Below are 16,761 nucleotides of genomic sequence, written 5' to 3' on the forward strand. Positions count from 1 at the left end.
CATGGCGTGAGCCTGGTCTCGATCACCAACCTGCGCATCGGCTTTCCGGCCAAGGAGGTTGTGAAAGGCATCGACCTGCATATCGATCCGGGCGAGGCCGTCGCGATCGTCGGTGAGTCGGGTTCCGGAAAGTCGGTCACCGCAAGGGCGTTGGTCGGTCTGTCCGGATCCGGTGCCGTCGTGCGCGCGGACCGCCTCGAGCTCTTCGGGCAGGACGCCCGCAGCTATCGAGAGCGCCAGTGGCGCCGAATCCGCGGCAGCAAAATAGGTTTCGTGCTGCAGGACGCGCTCGTATCGCTGGATCCGTTGCGCCGGATCGGACAGCAGCTGTCCGAGGCGCAGCGGGCGCTCACCGACCTGCGCGGGCGGGCCATCACCGAACGCAGCGTGCGACTGCTCGATTCGGTCGGGGTGCCGGAACCCGAACTGCGGCTGCGGCAATACCCGCACGAGCTGTCCGGCGGCCTGCGTCAGCGGGCGCTCATCGCGGCGGCCATCGCGGGCGATCCCCCGCTGATCATCGCCGATGAGCCGACCACCGCACTCGATGTCACCGTGCAGCGCCAGATTCTGGATCTGCTTGGGCAGCGCAAGGATTCGGGCAATGCGCTGCTGCTGATCAGCCACGATCTCGCGGTGGTCGCCGAGTTGGCCGACCGAGTGCTGGTGCTGAAGGACGGGGAGATCGTCGAGCACGGAAACACCCGCGACGTACTGACGCGACCGGCGCATCCGTATACGCGGGGACTGCTCGCGGCCGTGCCGTCGGCGGCGTCGCGTGGTACGGCGCTGTCCGGCTCCGAGCGCCGACCGCTGCCGCCGCGCCGGGTGGACGACTCGCGAATCGTGCTGTCCGTGCAGCATCTTCGCAAGACATACGGTTCCGGACCAGCCGCGCGAACCGTGGTCGACGATATCGATTTCGACCTGTTCGCCGGCGAAACCCTCGGGATAGTAGGTGAATCGGGTTCCGGGAAGACTACGACCGCGCGAATGGCGTTGAGCCTCATCGCACCGACATCCGGCCGCGTCGTCGTCGACGGCGAACCGTGGAGCGAATATTCCGACAGCCGACTGCGCCGCCTGCGCGGCACCGCGCAGCTCATCGCGCAAGACCCGTTGAGTTCGTTCGACCCCCGCTACACCGTGGAACGCATCATCGGCGAAAGTCTGGACACCATCGGCGTCCGCGGGCGCGACCGGACCACCCGGGTTCGGGAACTACTCGATGCGGTGCGACTCGACCGCGACCTCCTCGACCGCCACCCCCGCACCCTGTCCGGCGGGCAGCGGCAACGGGTCGCCATCGCCCGCGCCCTCGCCCCCAACCCCGCCCTGATCGTCGCCGACGAACCGGTATCCGCACTGGACGTCTCGGTACAGGCCCAAATCCTCGACCTACTCGCCGAACTCCAAGCGGAATTCGGCACCGCCCTCCTCTTCATCTCCCACGACCTCGGCGTAGTCCACCACATAGCCGACCGAGTAGTCGTCATGAAAGACGGCCGCATAGTCGAATCCGGCGACGCCGACACGGTCCTCCAATCCCCCCAACACAACTACACCCGCCACCTGCTCGCCTCGGTCCCCCACCTACCCGAACTCACCGACCGCGTATGACCAACCCCGGCCAGCGCCTGAAGTGTGGCAACCGATCGTCGGTGCGCGGTCGGGTCGGTCGACGGCGCAGGCGGTGGGGCAGAATGGCTGGGTGCGTGTTTGGCTGCTCGGGCCCTTTGAGGTGCGGACCGGGGATGGGGTTCCGGTGGAGATTTCGGGTGCCCGGGTGCGTGCGTTGTTGGCGGCGCTCGCGCTGGAGCCGGGGCGGGTTGTCGGGCGGGCGCGGCTGGTGGATTGGATTTGGGGTGAGGAGCCGCCGGCGGATGCGGCGAATGCCGTGCAGGCCTTGGTATCTCGGCTGCGCAGGGTGTTGCCGGACGGGTCGATCGAGGCGGAGTCCGGTGGGTACCGGCTTGCGGTGGCGCCCGAAGCGGTCGACGTGAGCCGATTCGAGTCGTTGGTCGCTCAGGCGCGCACCGCGGAGGATCCGGCGCGGGCGGATCTGTTGCGCGAGGCATTGGGTCTGTGGCGCGGAACGGCCTTGCAGGACATCGCATTACCGGGCAGCGAAGCATTCGACGCGGCGGTCACCCGGTTGAACGAGCTGCATCTCGCCGCGCTCGGCGACCGGGTGGACGCGGATATCCGCCTCGGCCGCGGCGCGGACCTGATCTCCGAGCTGACCGAGTTGACCGCCGCGTATCCGCTGCGGGAGGGCTTCGTCGCGGCGCTGATGCGCGCATTCGCCGAGGCGGGGCGCGGTGCGGAGGCGCTGGTCGTCTACCAGCGGATGCGCGAACGGCTCGACGAGGAGTTGGGTGTCGAGCCCTCGGCCGAACTCTCCGCGCTGCACACCGCGCTGTTGCGTGGCGAAATCGGCGGCCGGGAGGAGAGCCGCAGGACGAATCTGCGCGCGGAACTCACCAGTTTCATCGGCGAGGACGACACCGTCGCCGCGGTTTCCGATCTGCTCACCGAGCACCGGCTCGTCACCCTGACCGGGCCGGGCGGTTCGGGCAAGACCAGGCTGGCCACCGAGACGGCGCGCACGATGCTCGGCGAACTTCCGGATGGCACGTGGCTGGTGGAATTGGCGCCGGTGCGCACGGGCGGTGACGTCGCGCAGGCCGCGCTCACCGCGATCGGCCTGCGCGACCAGGCGCTGCTCGGCGCCGGCTCGGCCGCTGACCCGGTGGATCGGCTCGTCGCCGCGCTTCGGGACCGGATGGCGCTGCTGATTCTGGACAACTGCGAGCATGTGATCGAGGCGGCCGCGACCTTCGCGGCCCGGCTGCTCGGCGAATGCCGCAGGCTGCGGATCCTGGCGACGAGCCGGGAGCCGCTCGGTATAACGGGCGAGGTGCTGTGGCAGGTCGAGCCGCTCGTATTGCCAAGGGCGGGTGCGGATTCCGCCGAGGTCGCAGCGTCGCCCGCGGTGCGGCTGCTGCAGGACCGGGCCCGCGCGGTGCGCCGGGATATCGCCGCCGACGAGCCCGCCGTATCCGCGATGGCACGGATCTGCCGGGCGCTCGACGGCATGCCGCTGGCGATCGAATTGGCCGCCGCCCGGCTGCGCACCATGTCCATCGATCAGCTCGCCGACCGGCTCGATGACCGATTCCGCCTGTTGAACAGCGGAAGTCGCACGGCGCTGCCCCGGCATCGGACCTTGCGCGCGGTGGTGGACTGGAGTTGGGATCTGTTGAGCGAGGCCGAGCGCGCCGTCCTGCGACGGCTCTCGGTATTCGCCGACGGGGCGAGTCTGGAAGCGGCCGAACGGGTTTGCGCGGACGAGACGCTCGATTCCGATCAGGTGCTCGAACTGCTGACCGCGCTGGTGGAGAAGTCGCTGATCCTCGCGGACGGCGGCGGCGCACCGCGCTACCGAATGCTCGACACCATCAGGGAATACGCGGCGCACCGGCTTGCCGAGGCCGGGGAAACCGAACAGATTTACCGGGCACACCTCACCTACTTCACCGAGCTGGTCGAGCGGGCCGACCCGCACCTGCGCCGCGCCGGACAACTGGAATGGTTGGCGACGCTGGAGGCCGAGCACGCGAATATCGCCGCCGCCCTGCGCCGCGCGATCGCCGAAGGGCGGGCCGCGGAGGCGATGCGCCTGGTCGCGGCCGCGGGCTGGTACTGGCTGCTCAGCGGACGCAAGGCCGAGGGCACCGAGTTGGGCACCGCGGCGGCCTCGCTGCCCGGCGAGGTGCCCGATGCGGTGCGGGCGATGGCGTATTTCTTTGTCGGACTGTTGGTTACCGCCGGATACGGCGCACCGGAGCAGGCGGAGAAATGGATACATGAGGCGCACCGGTTGGCCGAACGGGCCGCCGGTGGTCATCCGCTGCTCAGCTTCATCGCGCCGTTCGAGGTGATACTGCGGGAGCCGATGGAGTTCGCCGCCGCGTACGAGCCGCTGATCACCAACGACGACCCGTGGCAGCGCGCGCAGGGCAGGCTGCACCGCGGCCGGTTCCGGCTCCGGCTCGGCCTCGACGAGGCGGGCGGGGAGGCCGATATCGCACTGGCCCTCGCCGAGTTCCGCGCGCTCGGTGAGCGATGGGGGATTTCGCTCGCGCTCACCTCGCTCGCCGATCACCTTGCGCTGCACGGCGAATTCGCGCGGGCGTGCGAGCACTACGACGAGGCGATCGCGGCGCTGGCCGAGGTGGGCGCGACCGAGGACGCGGTGGGTGCGCTGGCCCGCCAGGCTCAGCTGTACTGGCTGCTCGGTGACGAGACCCGCAGCAGATCCGCGATGGCCGAGGCGCAGCGGTGTGCGGAACAGATCGTCTGGCCCGACGCGCTCATCGTCCTCGCGCTCGCGAAGGCGGAGTTGGCGCGCTGGCGCGGCGAGCCGGATGAGACATATGAGCAGATCGCCGTGGTGCGGGCGATCTCGGGCGATGCCGAGAACATCAGCGTCGATGCCAGGATCGATGATCTGAACGGCTATCTCGCGCAGGATCTGGAACAGGCTCGGGCATACCGGACCAAGGCGTTCCGTGGGGCCGTCCAGGACGGCTATCAGCCGCTGATCGCGCAGGTGCTGATCGGAATAGCGGATCTCGCGCTGCGCCAGGGCCGGCCCGAGCAGGCCGCGCGCCTGCTCGCGGCGAGCGACAGCGTGCGCGGCATGCCGGACCGCGCACAACCGGATGTGGCCCGGATCGCCGATGACGCGCGAAATCGCCTCGGCGACATCGCATTCGCCGAGGCGACCCGGGTCGGCGGGCAAGCGGATTGGCGCGAATTGGCCGAGCTCACGCTCGCTTCGTGAATTATTGGCGATTCCCGTCCTCGGTCCGCGCCGCGCCGACGGGCCGCCAGCGCGCGGTGGTCACCTGGACATGCCACGATGCCACCAAGGCGACGACGGCCGCGCTTTCGAAGGGGTGACCCATGTGCACCACATTCGTAATGTGCAGCCGCGCCGAGTCGTCGTCGCCGTTCATCGAGGACAGCAACGCACGACTCGCCGCACGAATGGCCGGGTGCACGTCATCGACATCCGGCACGTCATTTCCGGTCGACGCGCGAAAGCCGAACAGCGCGTCGGCATTCGAATCGCCGGCCAGATATCGACCGCAGTCGCGAATCAGCTCGAGAATAATACCGACCAGTTCGTCATCGGTGACCGAAGAAGTCAGGCGCAGAGCCGCATTGCCGAGTTCGTCCGCACTGTCCGTCGTGGCGATCCGCACAATCTCGGCGGCCCATCGAGAGAGCTCGTCCATCGTTCCCCGACCGCTTCTGCTTCCGAAGGCTCAGGCCTCGACCTTGACGCCCATCGACCGCGCGGTGCCCGCGACGGTCTTCATGGCGGCTTCCAGGGATTCGGTGTTGAGGTCCACCATCTTTCGCTGCGCGATCGACTTCAACTGCTCGGCGGTCAGCGTGCCGACGGTGGCATTGCCGGGCCGGGCCGAACCGGAGTTCGCGCCGATCGCCTTGCGGATCAGGAACGAGGTGGGCGGCGTCTTCAGCCGCAGCTCGTAGCTGCGATCCTCGAATACGGTGACAACGGCCGGAATGACCTCGCCGCGCTGCTGCGCGGTCGCCGCATCGTATTCCTTCTTGATATCGATGGTCTTGACGCCGGTGGGGCCGAGCATCTTGCCGAGGTCCACCATGGCGGCATTGCCCGCCTCGAGGTTGAGCGTTACGACAACGCTGACCTTCTTCTTCTTCGGAGGCATCTTCGAGTCATCCTTTCCGTGTACTGAACATCAATGCCTCGCTCGCATGGCCTGGCAGAGGCTTTTCCCGCAGCTGACCACAAGCAGCTGCAGCCGCACACCAACCACCGGTATCCCGTTCGAGGGAATACCGGTAACGAGCTTTGCCGCAACACTGATCGGGTAGCGAATCCACTCTCATCGAATGCGCCGATGGACTGCGATCCATTTGCGGCTTCATCGCAAATCCGTTGGACCGCACTCCCCTTCTGAAGCATGGCCGCTAGATCGCACCAGCCCCGATGATACTGAAATTCGTTGCAAACGGCCAACTTACCGGAGCGGCCGAGGTTCAGTCAATTTCCGTACCAATACGATCACTTTACCCATCATCCGAAAGATCTTGCAGGTCAACCGAAGCAAACCTCAGCTACCGGCAGCCGAAGAGTAGCAGTCATATGCCACCGGAAGCACGCGATTTAAATACAGTCTTGCACTTGACGTTACGTCAACCGCAAGTCACGAATAGTGAATACAAAGCAACCCCCTAGAAGTGAGGTGCAGTACATAGGGGTTACCGGCCACTTGTCCCGAAACGCATTTCGCCACTTCGGCTCCGAATTCTTATTGCGCCGTACCGACTTCGAACCTCACCAACGCACCGGCAACGCGCGCGGGTAGTGGCTGAACGGCGTGCTCACCAGCTCGACAGCGGTCGGATCGAGATCGAGCTTCAGCTCCGGAAAACGCCGAAGCACCCGGCCGATCCCCTCTTGCAGCTCCACCCGCGCCAGCGCGGCGCCGAGGCAGAAGTGCGGGCCACCGCCGAAGGTCAAATGCTGCCTGGCCTCGGTCCTTCCAACATCGAAAAGGTCCGGATCGCTGAACTGTTCCGGATCCCGGTTGGCCAGATCGGGCCGGACGAACACCATGCCGCCAGCCGGTATCCGGACGCCGCCGATCGTTAACTCGGTGGTTGCGTACACCGCCCCGGCGAAGCCCGAGCCGATCTGGGCAAACCGCAGGCACTCCTCGACCGCGGTCGCCATCGAGCCGGGTTCGGCCTGCATCCGCTCGCGCTGCTCCGGATACCGGAACAGCGCGAGGAAGGCATTGCCGAGCTGGATGGCCACGGTCTCGAATCCGGCGGTGACCAGCAGGATCCCGGTGGACACCAGCTCTTGATGGGTCAGCGGTTCCTCGTCATCGGGTGCGCCGGTGAGCAGTTGGCTGAGCAGATCCCGCCCCGGATCGGCCCGGCGGCGGTCGACCAGTTCGTTCACGAACGCGCCGAGCGCACCCATCGCGGCGCCGAAGGCGGCCATGGAGCCGCCGGTGTTGCGCAGCCCGCTCGCCCACTCGGCCAGCCGGTCGTATTCGTCATCCGCCATCCCGAACAGTTCTGCGATCACCCGGATCGGCAGCCGGAAGGCCAGACCCGACATCAGGTCGGCGGGCTGCTCCAGCGCGGCGAATTCGTCGAGCAGCCGATCGGTGAGCTCGCCGATCCGGTCGCGCAGATCCTCGGCCTGCTTCGGCCCGAAGAGCGGGGTGATCACCCGCCGCCACCGGGTGTGCCCCGGCGGCTCGGCGATCGATGCGCCGAAATCGAATCCGTCCGGCGCGGTCGCTTGGGCCTGATCCCGGATGGGGCGCCGGGACAGCCGATCGTCCCGGAGCGCGGCGCGGATATCGGCGTAGCGGGTGAGCACCCAGGCGGTTTCGCCGCTCGGCAGCGTCACCTCGGGGACCGGCGAGTCATCCCGCAGCCTGCACAGTTCTCCCGGCAGCAGAAACGGATCGTCGCGGTGAAAGGGATAGGTCATGCTGTGACTCATTTCAACAGTGCGGCAAGGCTTTTCACACCTCGGATTCGGCGTGCAGCGTCCACGGCCGCGCGGCCAGATCGGATGGGATGCCGCTGCTGACCGTTGTCCGGTCGCCCGAGAGCATCGAGCTGTGCAGCCTGCGCAGGGTCGGCGATGGTTCGAGCGCCTGATCCTCGACCATCCTGGTGCGCAATCTGCGATAGACGTGCAGCGCCTCCGGTCGCCGACCGGACCGGTAGAGCGCGAGCATCAGATGGGCGCAGAACCCCTCGTGCGTCGGATATTGACCGGCCAGGCTGGTGAGGTCGCCGAGCACCTCGTGGTGGCGCCCGAGCCGGAGATCGACCTCCGCCTTCCGGTCCAGCACATTCAGCCGCGCCTCCTCCAGCCGGCCCGCCAACATGCCGAGCGTATTCCCGACTCGGATATCGGCCAGCGGCCTGCCGCGCCACACCGCGAGCGCATCGGCGAAATGCTGTGACGCCTGTTCCAGATCGCCCATTTCCCGAGCGCGATGCCCGGCCGAGGACGCGCGGTCGAAACGATACATATCCACACTCGCCGATTCCGCCGCGAGCATATAACCGCCGGAATGGGTTCGCAGATATTCCTTGACCGTGGCCCCATTGGTCGGCGAGGCGAGTTTCCGCAGCGCCATAATATAGTTCTGGATCACGGTCCGCGCGCTGCGCGGGGCGGCATTACCCCATATTTCGTTAGTTATCGATTCGACCGAGACCACGCTGTCGACATTCGCGGCGAGCAGCGCCAGAATTACCCGCGGTTTGGCCGCGGACGGAACGATCGACCGACCGTCGATACGTACCGATAAATTTCCCAGTAGGCTGATATCAAGCACCTTTCCTCCCCTCGAGTAACGAGAGTACGCACGCCGCTCTCATCGAACCGGAATTCGACTCAGGCGACCACGCTGTGCACCGGATACGGCGGCGACCGCAGATCCCAACGCAGCTCGGACTCCAATTGTCCGGCTACCGAGATCAGCAGCTGATCGGAACCGGGCGGGCCGAGTAATTGCACGCCGATCGGTATGTCATCCGAATCGAAGCCGCCTGGAATCGAAATACTCGGCCAACCGAGTACGCTCCACGGCCACGTATATTGAAATGCGGTGATTACCGCCGTTCGCGTTGCGGGGTCGTCCAGCATATCGATGCAGTCGGCCGGAAGTGCGGGAATCGGAACGGTCGGGGCCAGCACGATATCGCAGGTCTCGAAGACCGCGCCGATCTTCCGCGCGGATCGCGATTCGGTTCGCCCGGCGAGTGCGGCCAGCGGACCGATGATCGAACCGAATCGGGTGTATGCCCGCGTGCGCTCGTCCAGTTCCGCTTCGGCGAGCGCACTGGCGACCCGGCCCGCCTGGTTGGCCGCCCTTGTGAAGAAGTTCAGGCCGACCAGCCAATCCTGCGGCGACTCGGCGTCGGATACCTCGTGCCCCAGCCCGCGCAGCGCCGCCGCGGTGCGCAGCAGACCGGCCTCGATGTCGGCGTGCAGCGGTGCCGGACCCGGCGGGAAAATCGCTCGGCGAGCCACGGCGATTCGGCAGGGCCGCACCGCGATTTCCGCCGCCCGTTCCGGATGAATGATGTCGAGCAGTAGCGCCGCATCCGATACCGTCCTGGCCAATGGGCCGACGATATTCAGCTCGCTGGGAAATGCGGCGGACAGCATTTCCGGCCGGGCGGGCCTGGTGGGCCTGATACCGACCAAATTCGTCCAGGCCGCGGGGATTCGAATCGACCCGCCGACATCGGAACCGAGCGCGGCGGGCACCAGCCGGGCCGCCACCGCCGCCGCGCTGCCACCGGAGGATCCGCCGGGCGTGCGGTCGAGATTCCATGGATTCCTGGTGACCCCGAATGCCGGACCGCTGGTGAACGGCCAGCGCCCGAGCTCGCACATATTCGTTTTGCCGACCACGATGGCGCCCGCGTCCCGCAGTCGCCGCACGACCGCCGAATCCGCCGATTGCTTCGGGAACGTACCGGCACATCCGTAGGCCGTCGGCTCGCCGGCAATGTGCAGATTGTCCTTGACCGCGATCGGGACGCCGAGCAGCGGCGGCCGCTCGCCCGCGGACACCAGCGCATCCGCCTCGGCGGCCTCCGTCAGCGCCCGCTCCCGGACAATGCGGAAGGCATTCAGATCGCGCTGGCTCTCCTGTATCCGTTCGAGCGAACGAGATACCGCGTCACGCGAACTCAATTCGCGTCGCGCTATCGCGGCTGCCATTTCCCGCAGCCCGAGACACGCCGCATCTCCGGTATCGTCGGCCACGAATACTCCTTCAACGTCCGTCGGTCATATTTATTCGGACGCGTCGCGGTCCGGCGATCGTCTTTGATGGATTTCGCACATTTTCCGGATGCAGCCGTTCGACTTGTCGATGAATAAATTCGAACAGGTCCCCACCGCACAGGTCTTCACCCGGCGCCAGCCATCGGCGTGCACCAGATATGCGAGCCAGAACAGACCCTCCGCCAGCGTGGGTTCGGTCCCGTCGGCGACAAGCGTCCACTGCGATCCGGGATCGACGCGCTGAATGCGAACGGTCACACCGGTGTCCCGCAGCGCCGAATTCAGTCGCTCGGATGCCTCGTCCACCTTCCCGGCGCGCAAAGCGGCGCTCAGATCCCGGATCCTCGGATCGGAGTTCAGCATGGACTCCACCGCGGGCAGGTTGGGCAGATACATCAATCCGGCGTGCAGGGGTATCTTTTTCATTGCCGAAACCGAAATTCATCGACCATCGCGTCCCACATACCCCCGGGTATGAAATTCCGTTCAATACCTCTATTAATAGCAAGACACTAACAGCATGATCTGCATGACGCAAGGGTCGACACAAATTCCGGACCACCGTCCAGCGGAAGATCGGAACGATACAGCGAAAACCCTTCCTTCAAGATCGAGCCGGTGGCAGAAAATATTGGGTATTGACAGTTCGGAATAAATCGATAAAACGCGCTACCGGAGTGACATTGACGTTGCGTCAATGTCACTCCGGCAATTCATTTACGCCAATACACCCCGCATTGATCGATGGTGACCAACTCCGGCTCCTGCTCGCCCGCGCTCTTCAGGTAGTCGTGCACCGCGAGCCGGCATTCGTCCAGGAAGTGATAGTCGTCCACCACCACATATCCACCCGGCGAGACCTTCGGATACAGGTGTTCCAGGGTGGCCCTGGTCGATTCGTAAAGGTCGTTGTCCACCCGCAGGATCGCCAGCCGCTCGACCGGTGCGCTCGGCAGCGTATCCGCCAGCCAACCGGGTAGGAAACGCACCTGTTCGTCGAGCAGGTCGTATGCCCGGAAATTATCCCGTACATCCGCTTCCGAACCACCGTTCAGAAATTCGTCTTTCATCCGCGCGGCCGCCTGCTCGTACTGTTCGGCGGTTAATTTCGCGTCGCCGTAAACATCGCTCATCCGATATCCGGTATCGGATGGCGGCTCCGGGAAACCCTGGAACGAATCGGCAAGCCATACCGTTCGGTCCGTGACGCCGTAAGCCCGGAGCACGCCGCGCAGGAAGATCATCGCGCCGCCACGGCCGACCCCGGCCTCCAGGAAATCGCCGGGCACGCCATCGCGCAGCACCGATTCCGTCAGCTCCCGGAGGTTGTCGAGCCGGGCGAAGCCGACCATCGTATGCGCCCGGCTCGGGCAGTCCAGGCCCGCCATCCGCGCGGCCGCGTCGAACGGCACGGCGGGCCCCCATGCCGGGCTGATCGGCGGGTCGCGGTAGATCATGCCGGTCACCGCGCGTTTCAACAGGTCCAGGTACAGGTCCTGGTGCGCCATTGGGTACGTCCTTCCTCAGGCCGCGCGGGTGAGCCCGTGCGGGGCCTTCCAGTGCTCGCCCTCGGTCTTGATGAACCAGTCGATCGTCTCGGCGAGCCCGTCGGCCAACCCGCGCAGCGAGTCGGGTTCGATGCCGACCTCACGCAGCGTCCGGGTGTCCGCGGAGACCGGGGTGGTCGGATCCTCGCCGGGGCGCATCGGCAGGTCGACGATCGGCACCCTGGCGAAGCCGCGTTCCACGATGAGATCGATGGCCAGTTCGGCCATATGCCGGATGGTGGTCGATTCGACCGGCCCGACCTCGACCACGTCGAGCACCCGCCCGGCCGCGGCCGTCTCCAGCGCCGATACCAGCGCCCGCGCGACATCGCCGACGTACACCATGTCCGACACCTGACGCCCGCCGCCGTACAACTCGACCGGCATGCCGGACAACCCGCGGCACACCACCGCCGGGGTGATCTTGCGGACCTTGCTGGACCCGAACGGCGCGGCCGCCAATTGCCTTGGGCCGTAGGCATTTACCACCCGCACACAGTTGACCTTGGTACCCCGGTCCCGGTTGTACATCCGGACGAATCGCTCGACGGTCGTCTTGGAGATCGAGTAGGCGTTGTTCATCCAGTGGTTGCCCACGCAGATGTACACGCCGGGCAGGTCGTACTGCGCGATCGACTCGAGGAAGTTCAACCCGCCGAAGAGGTTGGTCTCCGCCGCCGGGCGCGGATTGTTCAGCGTCTCCTGCGTGCCGAGCACCGCGGCCAGATGGATGACGGCGTCGCAGTGCGCGGCGAACTCCACCATCGCGCTCGCGTCGCGGATATCGCCGAGCATCACCTCCCAGCGCGCGTGCGGGCGGCGCTGATGGTCGAACACCACGGGCTCGTGCCCGCGCTGTGTCAGTTCCTCGCACACATATGTGCCGATGAACCCGTTTCCTCCGGTTACTCCAACCCTCATGGCTCCTCCGTTGCCTCAGGTAACTGCACGTCACTTGCCGATGACCGGCGCCGCCCCGGCGACGAGCGCGCGCAGGTCGTCGGGCATCCGGTCCATGCGCGGCAACAGGCCCATCCGCTGCCGCAGCCGTGCGGCGCGGTCGCGGAAGCCCGGATCGTCGAGCACCCGGCCGATCGCCGCGCGCATCGCATCCGCGGTCGCCGCCGCCGGATCGACGACGGTGGCCACGCCGAGCTCGCCGAGCCGGCGCGCGCTGGCCGGGTGGTCGCCGAAAAGCGGTACCGCGACCATCGGGACGCCCGCGCCGAATGCCTCACGGACACCGTTGAATCCGGCGTGCGTGATGAACAGGCCGCAGTGCCGCAGCAGCGCGCGCTGCGGCACGAACGACTCCAGCCGGACGTTGCCCGGGCGCGCGCCCGCCCAACCGTCCGGATCCATCCCGAGCGCGACGACACCGGTCACCGGCAGCTCGCCGAGCGCGGTGATGATCGCGTTCAGCAGCGCGGTCGCCCGTTGATCGAAGACGGGTGCGTTCATCCCCAGGCTGGCCAATACCAGCGGCCCGTCGCCCGCCGGCAGCGGGCACGGCTCGGCATCCGCCGCTTCGTCCGCGACGGACGGTTGGTAGTAGTTCGCATCCGGCCACCGCAGCTCGGGCGGGTAGTAGTCGGCGGGTACCAGCCCGATCCGGAACGAGCGCACCGGATGCCACGGATCGTCCACCGCGGGCAGGCCGAACGCCGCGCGCAACTGATTGAGCTCGGCCAACGCGCCGGGTGCCGCGCACGGCGAAAGCGGTGCGATATCGACGGTTCCGTGCGGCACGCCGAGGCATTGCGCGGCGATATACCCGCCGAGTTCGGTGGAATCGCGCAGTACGCAATCCGGCGCCAGCGGCCGCAGCGCATCGGTGATATCGGTGGCCTGCCGGTGGGTCCATGGCGTGATGAACGGATGCGCGGGCGGCCGGTCCGGCGGACCGGATCGCGGCCACGGCGTGCCATTCGTGAGCGCGGCGATGATTTCGTCGGTGGACATCAGGCTCGGCACCGGCACCATCGGGAAACCCGCGCGCTCGATCTGCTCGGCCACGCTCGGACCCGATACGACGACGACATCGTGACCGGCGGCCCGGATCGCGCGGGCCGCGGCGAGCACACCGACCAGGTGACTCGGATTCGCATGACTGGACAGTGCGACGCGCATCAGAAACCCACCATCTGCTCCGGCGCACCACTGCCGGAATAGAGCTTCGAATATTTCTCCCGCTGGCTTGCGGCATAGGCCCGCCAGGCATCCGGCGCCATCGTCACGCCGAGCGCCCGGTGCGGGCCGAGCGGCACGGTGTCGCCGGTGGCCAGCGCGGCCCGGTCGGCGACCGCCGCGGCGACCTGCTCGACGGTCACGCCGCCGGGATCCCAGGTGGCGTAGAACTTGCCCTTCGTGAACGCCAGCGGCAGCAGCCGTCCGGTCAGATACTCCGACCAGAATGCCATGGCGACACCCGGAATATGTGCGCTGGACCAGTCGTCGACGGCCAGCACCCCGCCGGGGCCGAGCAGCCGCCGAGCGGTCTGGATATCGGCATGCGCGACATCGTAGGTGTGCCCGCCGTCCACGTGCACCAGACGACACGACCCGGCGGCCACCAGCGTGCCGAGTTCGGCAGACGGCCGCGCGTGCACGATCGGCAGCCGCGGATGGAAACGCAGATAGTTCCGCTCGAAGTCGGCCTGCCGCAATCCGGGATAGAACGCCGCGTTCTCACTCTGGTTGTCCGCGTCCTGTGCCGCGGAATCGAACAGGTCGCAGACGATCAGCGATTCGCCCCGTCGCGCGAAGTAGCCGAGCAGAATCGCGCTTTTGCCGTGGTAGGCACCGATTTCCAGGATGTCGCCGGTAATTCCGGCGCGCGCCTGGATATCGTCGATGGCGCCGAGCAGTTCCGCGTCGGTCGGGTAGAGCCATCCCGCCACGTCGTCATCGGCCGGTGCGGCGATCAGCTCGAGATATTCGGTCACACTCATATCAGTCGTCCTGTCGTGGTGAATGGGAGCGATCGCACCGATTGGGAGAACCCGTCGTCATCGATCCGCACCGCGGCGGGATCCACCATCGGGTCCAGCTCCAGCAGGCCGCGCAAGGCCGCGGCGACCTGGATCCGCGCGCTGGTGGCGCCGAGGCAGTAGTGCGTGCCCTTGCCGAACGTGATGTTGTCCGCACGGCCGCGCGCCGGGCAGAAATCCAGCGGCCGCTCGACCCGGGCGGGATCGGTGTTCACAGCCGGAATATCAACCAGCACAGGCGTTCTCGGATCCAGATGGACACCGAGGCAGTCGCAGGGCTCGGTCACCCAACCGGCGACGACGAGGAACGGCGGCACCAGGCGCATCGCCTCCTCGGCGACCTGCTCGATATCGAATTCACCGGCCCGCACCCGAGCGAGCAATTCCCGGTCGCCGAACAGCGCACGCACCGAAACGCCTATGCCGGTGCCGATTTGGGGCACACCCGCCGCGAGCAGTTGGGCGATCGTCGCGACATCGGCCCAGGCCGAGGTGTCGTGCGTCTCGGCATAGCGGCGCAGCGCTGCCATCAGCGGAGTCGGTCGCGATTCGGCCAGCGCGTCACGCAGGCACCGCAGGGCCGCCGCGAAGGCCGCCAGATGCTTCTCGGGCAGCTCCAATACTCCCCGAAACCGTTGCCGCAGAATGAACATCAGCACGTGGTAGGCCTTGGTCAGCGCGGGCCAACTCGGCTCGGTGAACCCCATCAGGTCGAAGGTGCTGTGCAGGCCGTACGGCGTGATGAACGCGGGCACCAGATCGCCGAAGGCGGGCAGCCCGCGACGCAGGTCGGCGGCGATGGCATCGAAGCGGGATGCGAAGGGGCGCAGGGCCGTCGCGGTGTAGGCGCGGCGCAGCTCCGGCCCGAATTCCGGATGATTGGCGCCGCGCCGGTACCACAGCTCGAAGAACTGCTCGACGGTCGGAATGTCGTTGACGCCGGGCAGCGGCACGGAACTCCGATCCGGATCGAGCGACATGCCGATATGCGGATCGCGCAGCGCGATATCGGCGAGCTCGTGGGTGCGCACCACCCACTGGCCGGTATCCGGCCGCCACTCCAATCCGGCTGGCAGCGTTGTCTTTTCGGTCATATCCCACTCCTGAACGGCAAGGTCAGGTAGCCCCGGGTCATGAATTCGCCGTATGGCCGCGCACCGGCGAGCGACGCCGGAGCCGCGACATGTTCGACGAGCGCGCCGAGCAGATGGCCGAGCGCCCGCCGGGAGATCAACGCACCCAGACACGAGGTGGCGCCGACACCGAAGCCGAGATGGCGGGCGGCCGCTCGCGGATCTCGGTGGATGTCGAACCGCCCCGCGTCCGCCCACTGCCGCTCGTCCCGATTGGCCGATCCGGTCAGGCACACCACGAGCGCGCCCGCCGGAATCGTCACCCCGCCGATCTCGGCGTCGGTCCTGGCCAGCCTCCCGAGTGCCTGGGTCGAGGTGTCGTAGCGCAGCCCCTCCTCGACCGCACCGGCGATCAACGAGCGGTCCGCGCGCACCGCACGATACGAATCCGGTTCGCGCAGCAGGGCATTCATCAGCGTGCCGAAGCTGAACACCAGACCCTGATGGGTGACCAGCGAGATCATCAATCCCGTGCCGAGCACGAATTCGAGGTGCGCGCCGACACCGCCGCGGCCCGGAATTTCGCCGGGGTGCGCGGCGAGGTATCCGACGAAATCGTCGGCCGGCGAGGTCATCCGGTCCACCGCCTGTCGCGCGAACAGGCGGCGGATCTCGCGCGCCAGGCGCACCTGCCCGTCCTGCTCGCCGGTCGCGTATCCGGATTCCGTCCACGCCTGGAACAGCGGAAAGTCGGCGGCCGATACGGCGAGCAGACCGGCGAGCAGCCGAGTCGTCAACGGCGCCGCATAATCTCGGATGAGATCCACCGGGTCGGCCGTCTTTCCGAGTTCCGCTGCGGCGGCGGCACATTCGCGTTCGAAATCCGGCCAAAGCGTATCGACGAAGCCGGAGGCCAGCGCCCGTCCGGTGGTACGGCGACCCGCCGAACGCCGCGCCGCGTCCGCCGGATTCACCTGCGGCGCATGCGGAACCCGCCACGACACCGCGCCGCCGCGCACCGCCGCCTGCAGCATACGCAGGAACGGCTGCCCGACCGCATCGAAAGTCGCTGTGTTGTTGAATATTTCGAGGCACAGGTCATATCTGCTGACGAACCAGCAGTCCCATCGCCGCGAATAATGCACCCCGCCATCGGCGCGCAGCCGGGCGTATTCGGGATACGGATCGGCGATGAGCGCGGGCCCGGTGAGCTCCAGCGGCTCGCTGCTGGTGGAAATCTGCGGCGCGACCAC

General features: G+C 67.1%; 14 protein-coding genes. 2 read left to right on the forward strand and 12 right to left on the reverse strand.

The genetic code is table 11. The annotated features are described in order from the left end of the window. The first annotated feature begins 6 nt into the window (after positions 1 to 6). On the forward strand, positions 7 to 1,620 hold the full coding sequence (locus F5544_RS38955) for a dipeptide ABC transporter ATP-binding protein (protein ID WP_167477782.1): 1,614 nt from the start codon (positions 7 to 9) through the stop codon (positions 1,618 to 1,620). Between the two features lie 91 nt (positions 1,621 to 1,711). Continuing rightward, positions 1,712 to 4,849 carry a BTAD domain-containing putative transcriptional regulator gene (locus F5544_RS38960; protein ID WP_167477783.1) on the forward strand — a complete coding sequence of 1,046 codons (3,138 nt, stop codon included), beginning with the start codon at positions 1,712 to 1,714 and terminating at the stop codon, positions 4,847 to 4,849. Between the two features lies 1 nt (position 4,850). Here the strand turns inward: F5544_RS38960 and F5544_RS38965 are convergent, their stop codons facing one another. The 12 genes from F5544_RS38965 to F5544_RS39020 all read right to left on the reverse strand — a co-directional run bounded on the left by F5544_RS38965 (position 4,851) and on the right by F5544_RS39020 (position 16,761). Beyond that, positions 4,851 to 5,306, reverse strand: coding sequence for a hypothetical protein (locus F5544_RS38965; RefSeq protein WP_167477784.1), 456 nt, complete (start codon positions 5,304 to 5,306; stop codon positions 4,851 to 4,853). Positions 5,307 to 5,336: 30 nt separating this feature from the next. After that, positions 5,337 to 5,768: a 50S ribosomal protein L11 gene (rplK, locus tag F5544_RS38970; protein ID WP_167477785.1), complete on the reverse strand. Its 432-nt coding sequence runs from the start codon at positions 5,766 to 5,768 to the stop codon at positions 5,337 to 5,339. 629 nt (positions 5,769 to 6,397) lie between these two features. Continuing rightward, entirely contained in the window at positions 6,398 to 7,573 is a 1,176-nt protein-coding gene (locus tag F5544_RS38975; protein ID WP_167477786.1) for a cytochrome P450, read from the reverse strand. A 34-nt stretch (positions 7,574 to 7,607) separates the two neighbouring features. Continuing rightward, positions 7,608 to 8,435, reverse strand: coding sequence for an AfsR/SARP family transcriptional regulator (locus F5544_RS38980; RefSeq protein ID WP_167477787.1), 828 nt, complete (start codon positions 8,433 to 8,435; stop codon positions 7,608 to 7,610). A 59-nt stretch (positions 8,436 to 8,494) separates the two neighbouring features. Beyond that, a complete protein-coding gene (locus tag F5544_RS38985) occupies positions 8,495 to 9,877 on the reverse strand; it encodes an amidase family protein (RefSeq protein WP_238846891.1) in 1,383 nt (460 codons plus the stop codon). Positions 9,878 to 9,907: 30 nt separating this feature from the next. Then, positions 9,908 to 10,324, reverse strand: a complete 417-nt coding sequence (locus F5544_RS38990; protein WP_167477788.1) for a hypothetical protein — start codon at positions 10,322 to 10,324, stop codon at positions 9,908 to 9,910. A 287-nt stretch (positions 10,325 to 10,611) separates the two neighbouring features. After that, positions 10,612 to 11,406 (reverse strand): TylF/MycF/NovP-related O-methyltransferase, encoded by a 795-nt coding sequence (locus tag F5544_RS38995; RefSeq protein WP_167477789.1) that lies wholly within the window; start codon positions 11,404 to 11,406, stop codon positions 10,612 to 10,614. 15 nt (positions 11,407 to 11,421) lie between these two features. Beyond that, a complete protein-coding gene (locus F5544_RS39000; RefSeq protein ID WP_167477790.1) occupies positions 11,422 to 12,366 on the reverse strand; it encodes an NAD-dependent epimerase/dehydratase family protein in 945 nt (314 codons plus the stop codon). Positions 12,367 to 12,396: 30 nt separating this feature from the next. Next, the gene (locus tag F5544_RS39005) at positions 12,397 to 13,575 is read right to left on the reverse strand and encodes a glycosyltransferase (protein ID WP_167477791.1); all 1,179 of its coding nucleotides are present in this window, start codon (positions 13,573 to 13,575) and stop codon (positions 12,397 to 12,399) included. Continuing rightward, on the reverse strand, positions 13,575 to 14,396 hold the full coding sequence (locus F5544_RS39010) for a class I SAM-dependent methyltransferase (RefSeq protein ID WP_167477792.1): 822 nt from the start codon (positions 14,394 to 14,396) through the stop codon (positions 13,575 to 13,577). The genes F5544_RS39005 and F5544_RS39010 overlap by 1 nt, the downstream gene beginning before the upstream one ends. Then, on the reverse strand, positions 14,393 to 15,529 hold the full coding sequence (locus tag F5544_RS39015) for a cytochrome P450 (protein WP_167477793.1): 1,137 nt from the start codon (positions 15,527 to 15,529) through the stop codon (positions 14,393 to 14,395). The genes F5544_RS39010 and F5544_RS39015 overlap by 4 nt, the downstream gene beginning before the upstream one ends. Continuing rightward, positions 15,526 to 16,761 carry a cytochrome P450 gene (locus F5544_RS39020; RefSeq protein WP_167477794.1) on the reverse strand — a complete coding sequence of 412 codons (1,236 nt, stop codon included), beginning with the start codon at positions 16,759 to 16,761 and terminating at the stop codon, positions 15,526 to 15,528. The genes F5544_RS39015 and F5544_RS39020 overlap by 4 nt, the downstream gene beginning before the upstream one ends.

The sequence above is a fragment of the Nocardia arthritidis genome (assembly GCF_011801145.1).
Taxonomy (GTDB): Bacteria; Actinomycetota; Actinomycetes; order Mycobacteriales; family Mycobacteriaceae; genus Nocardia; species Nocardia arthritidis_A.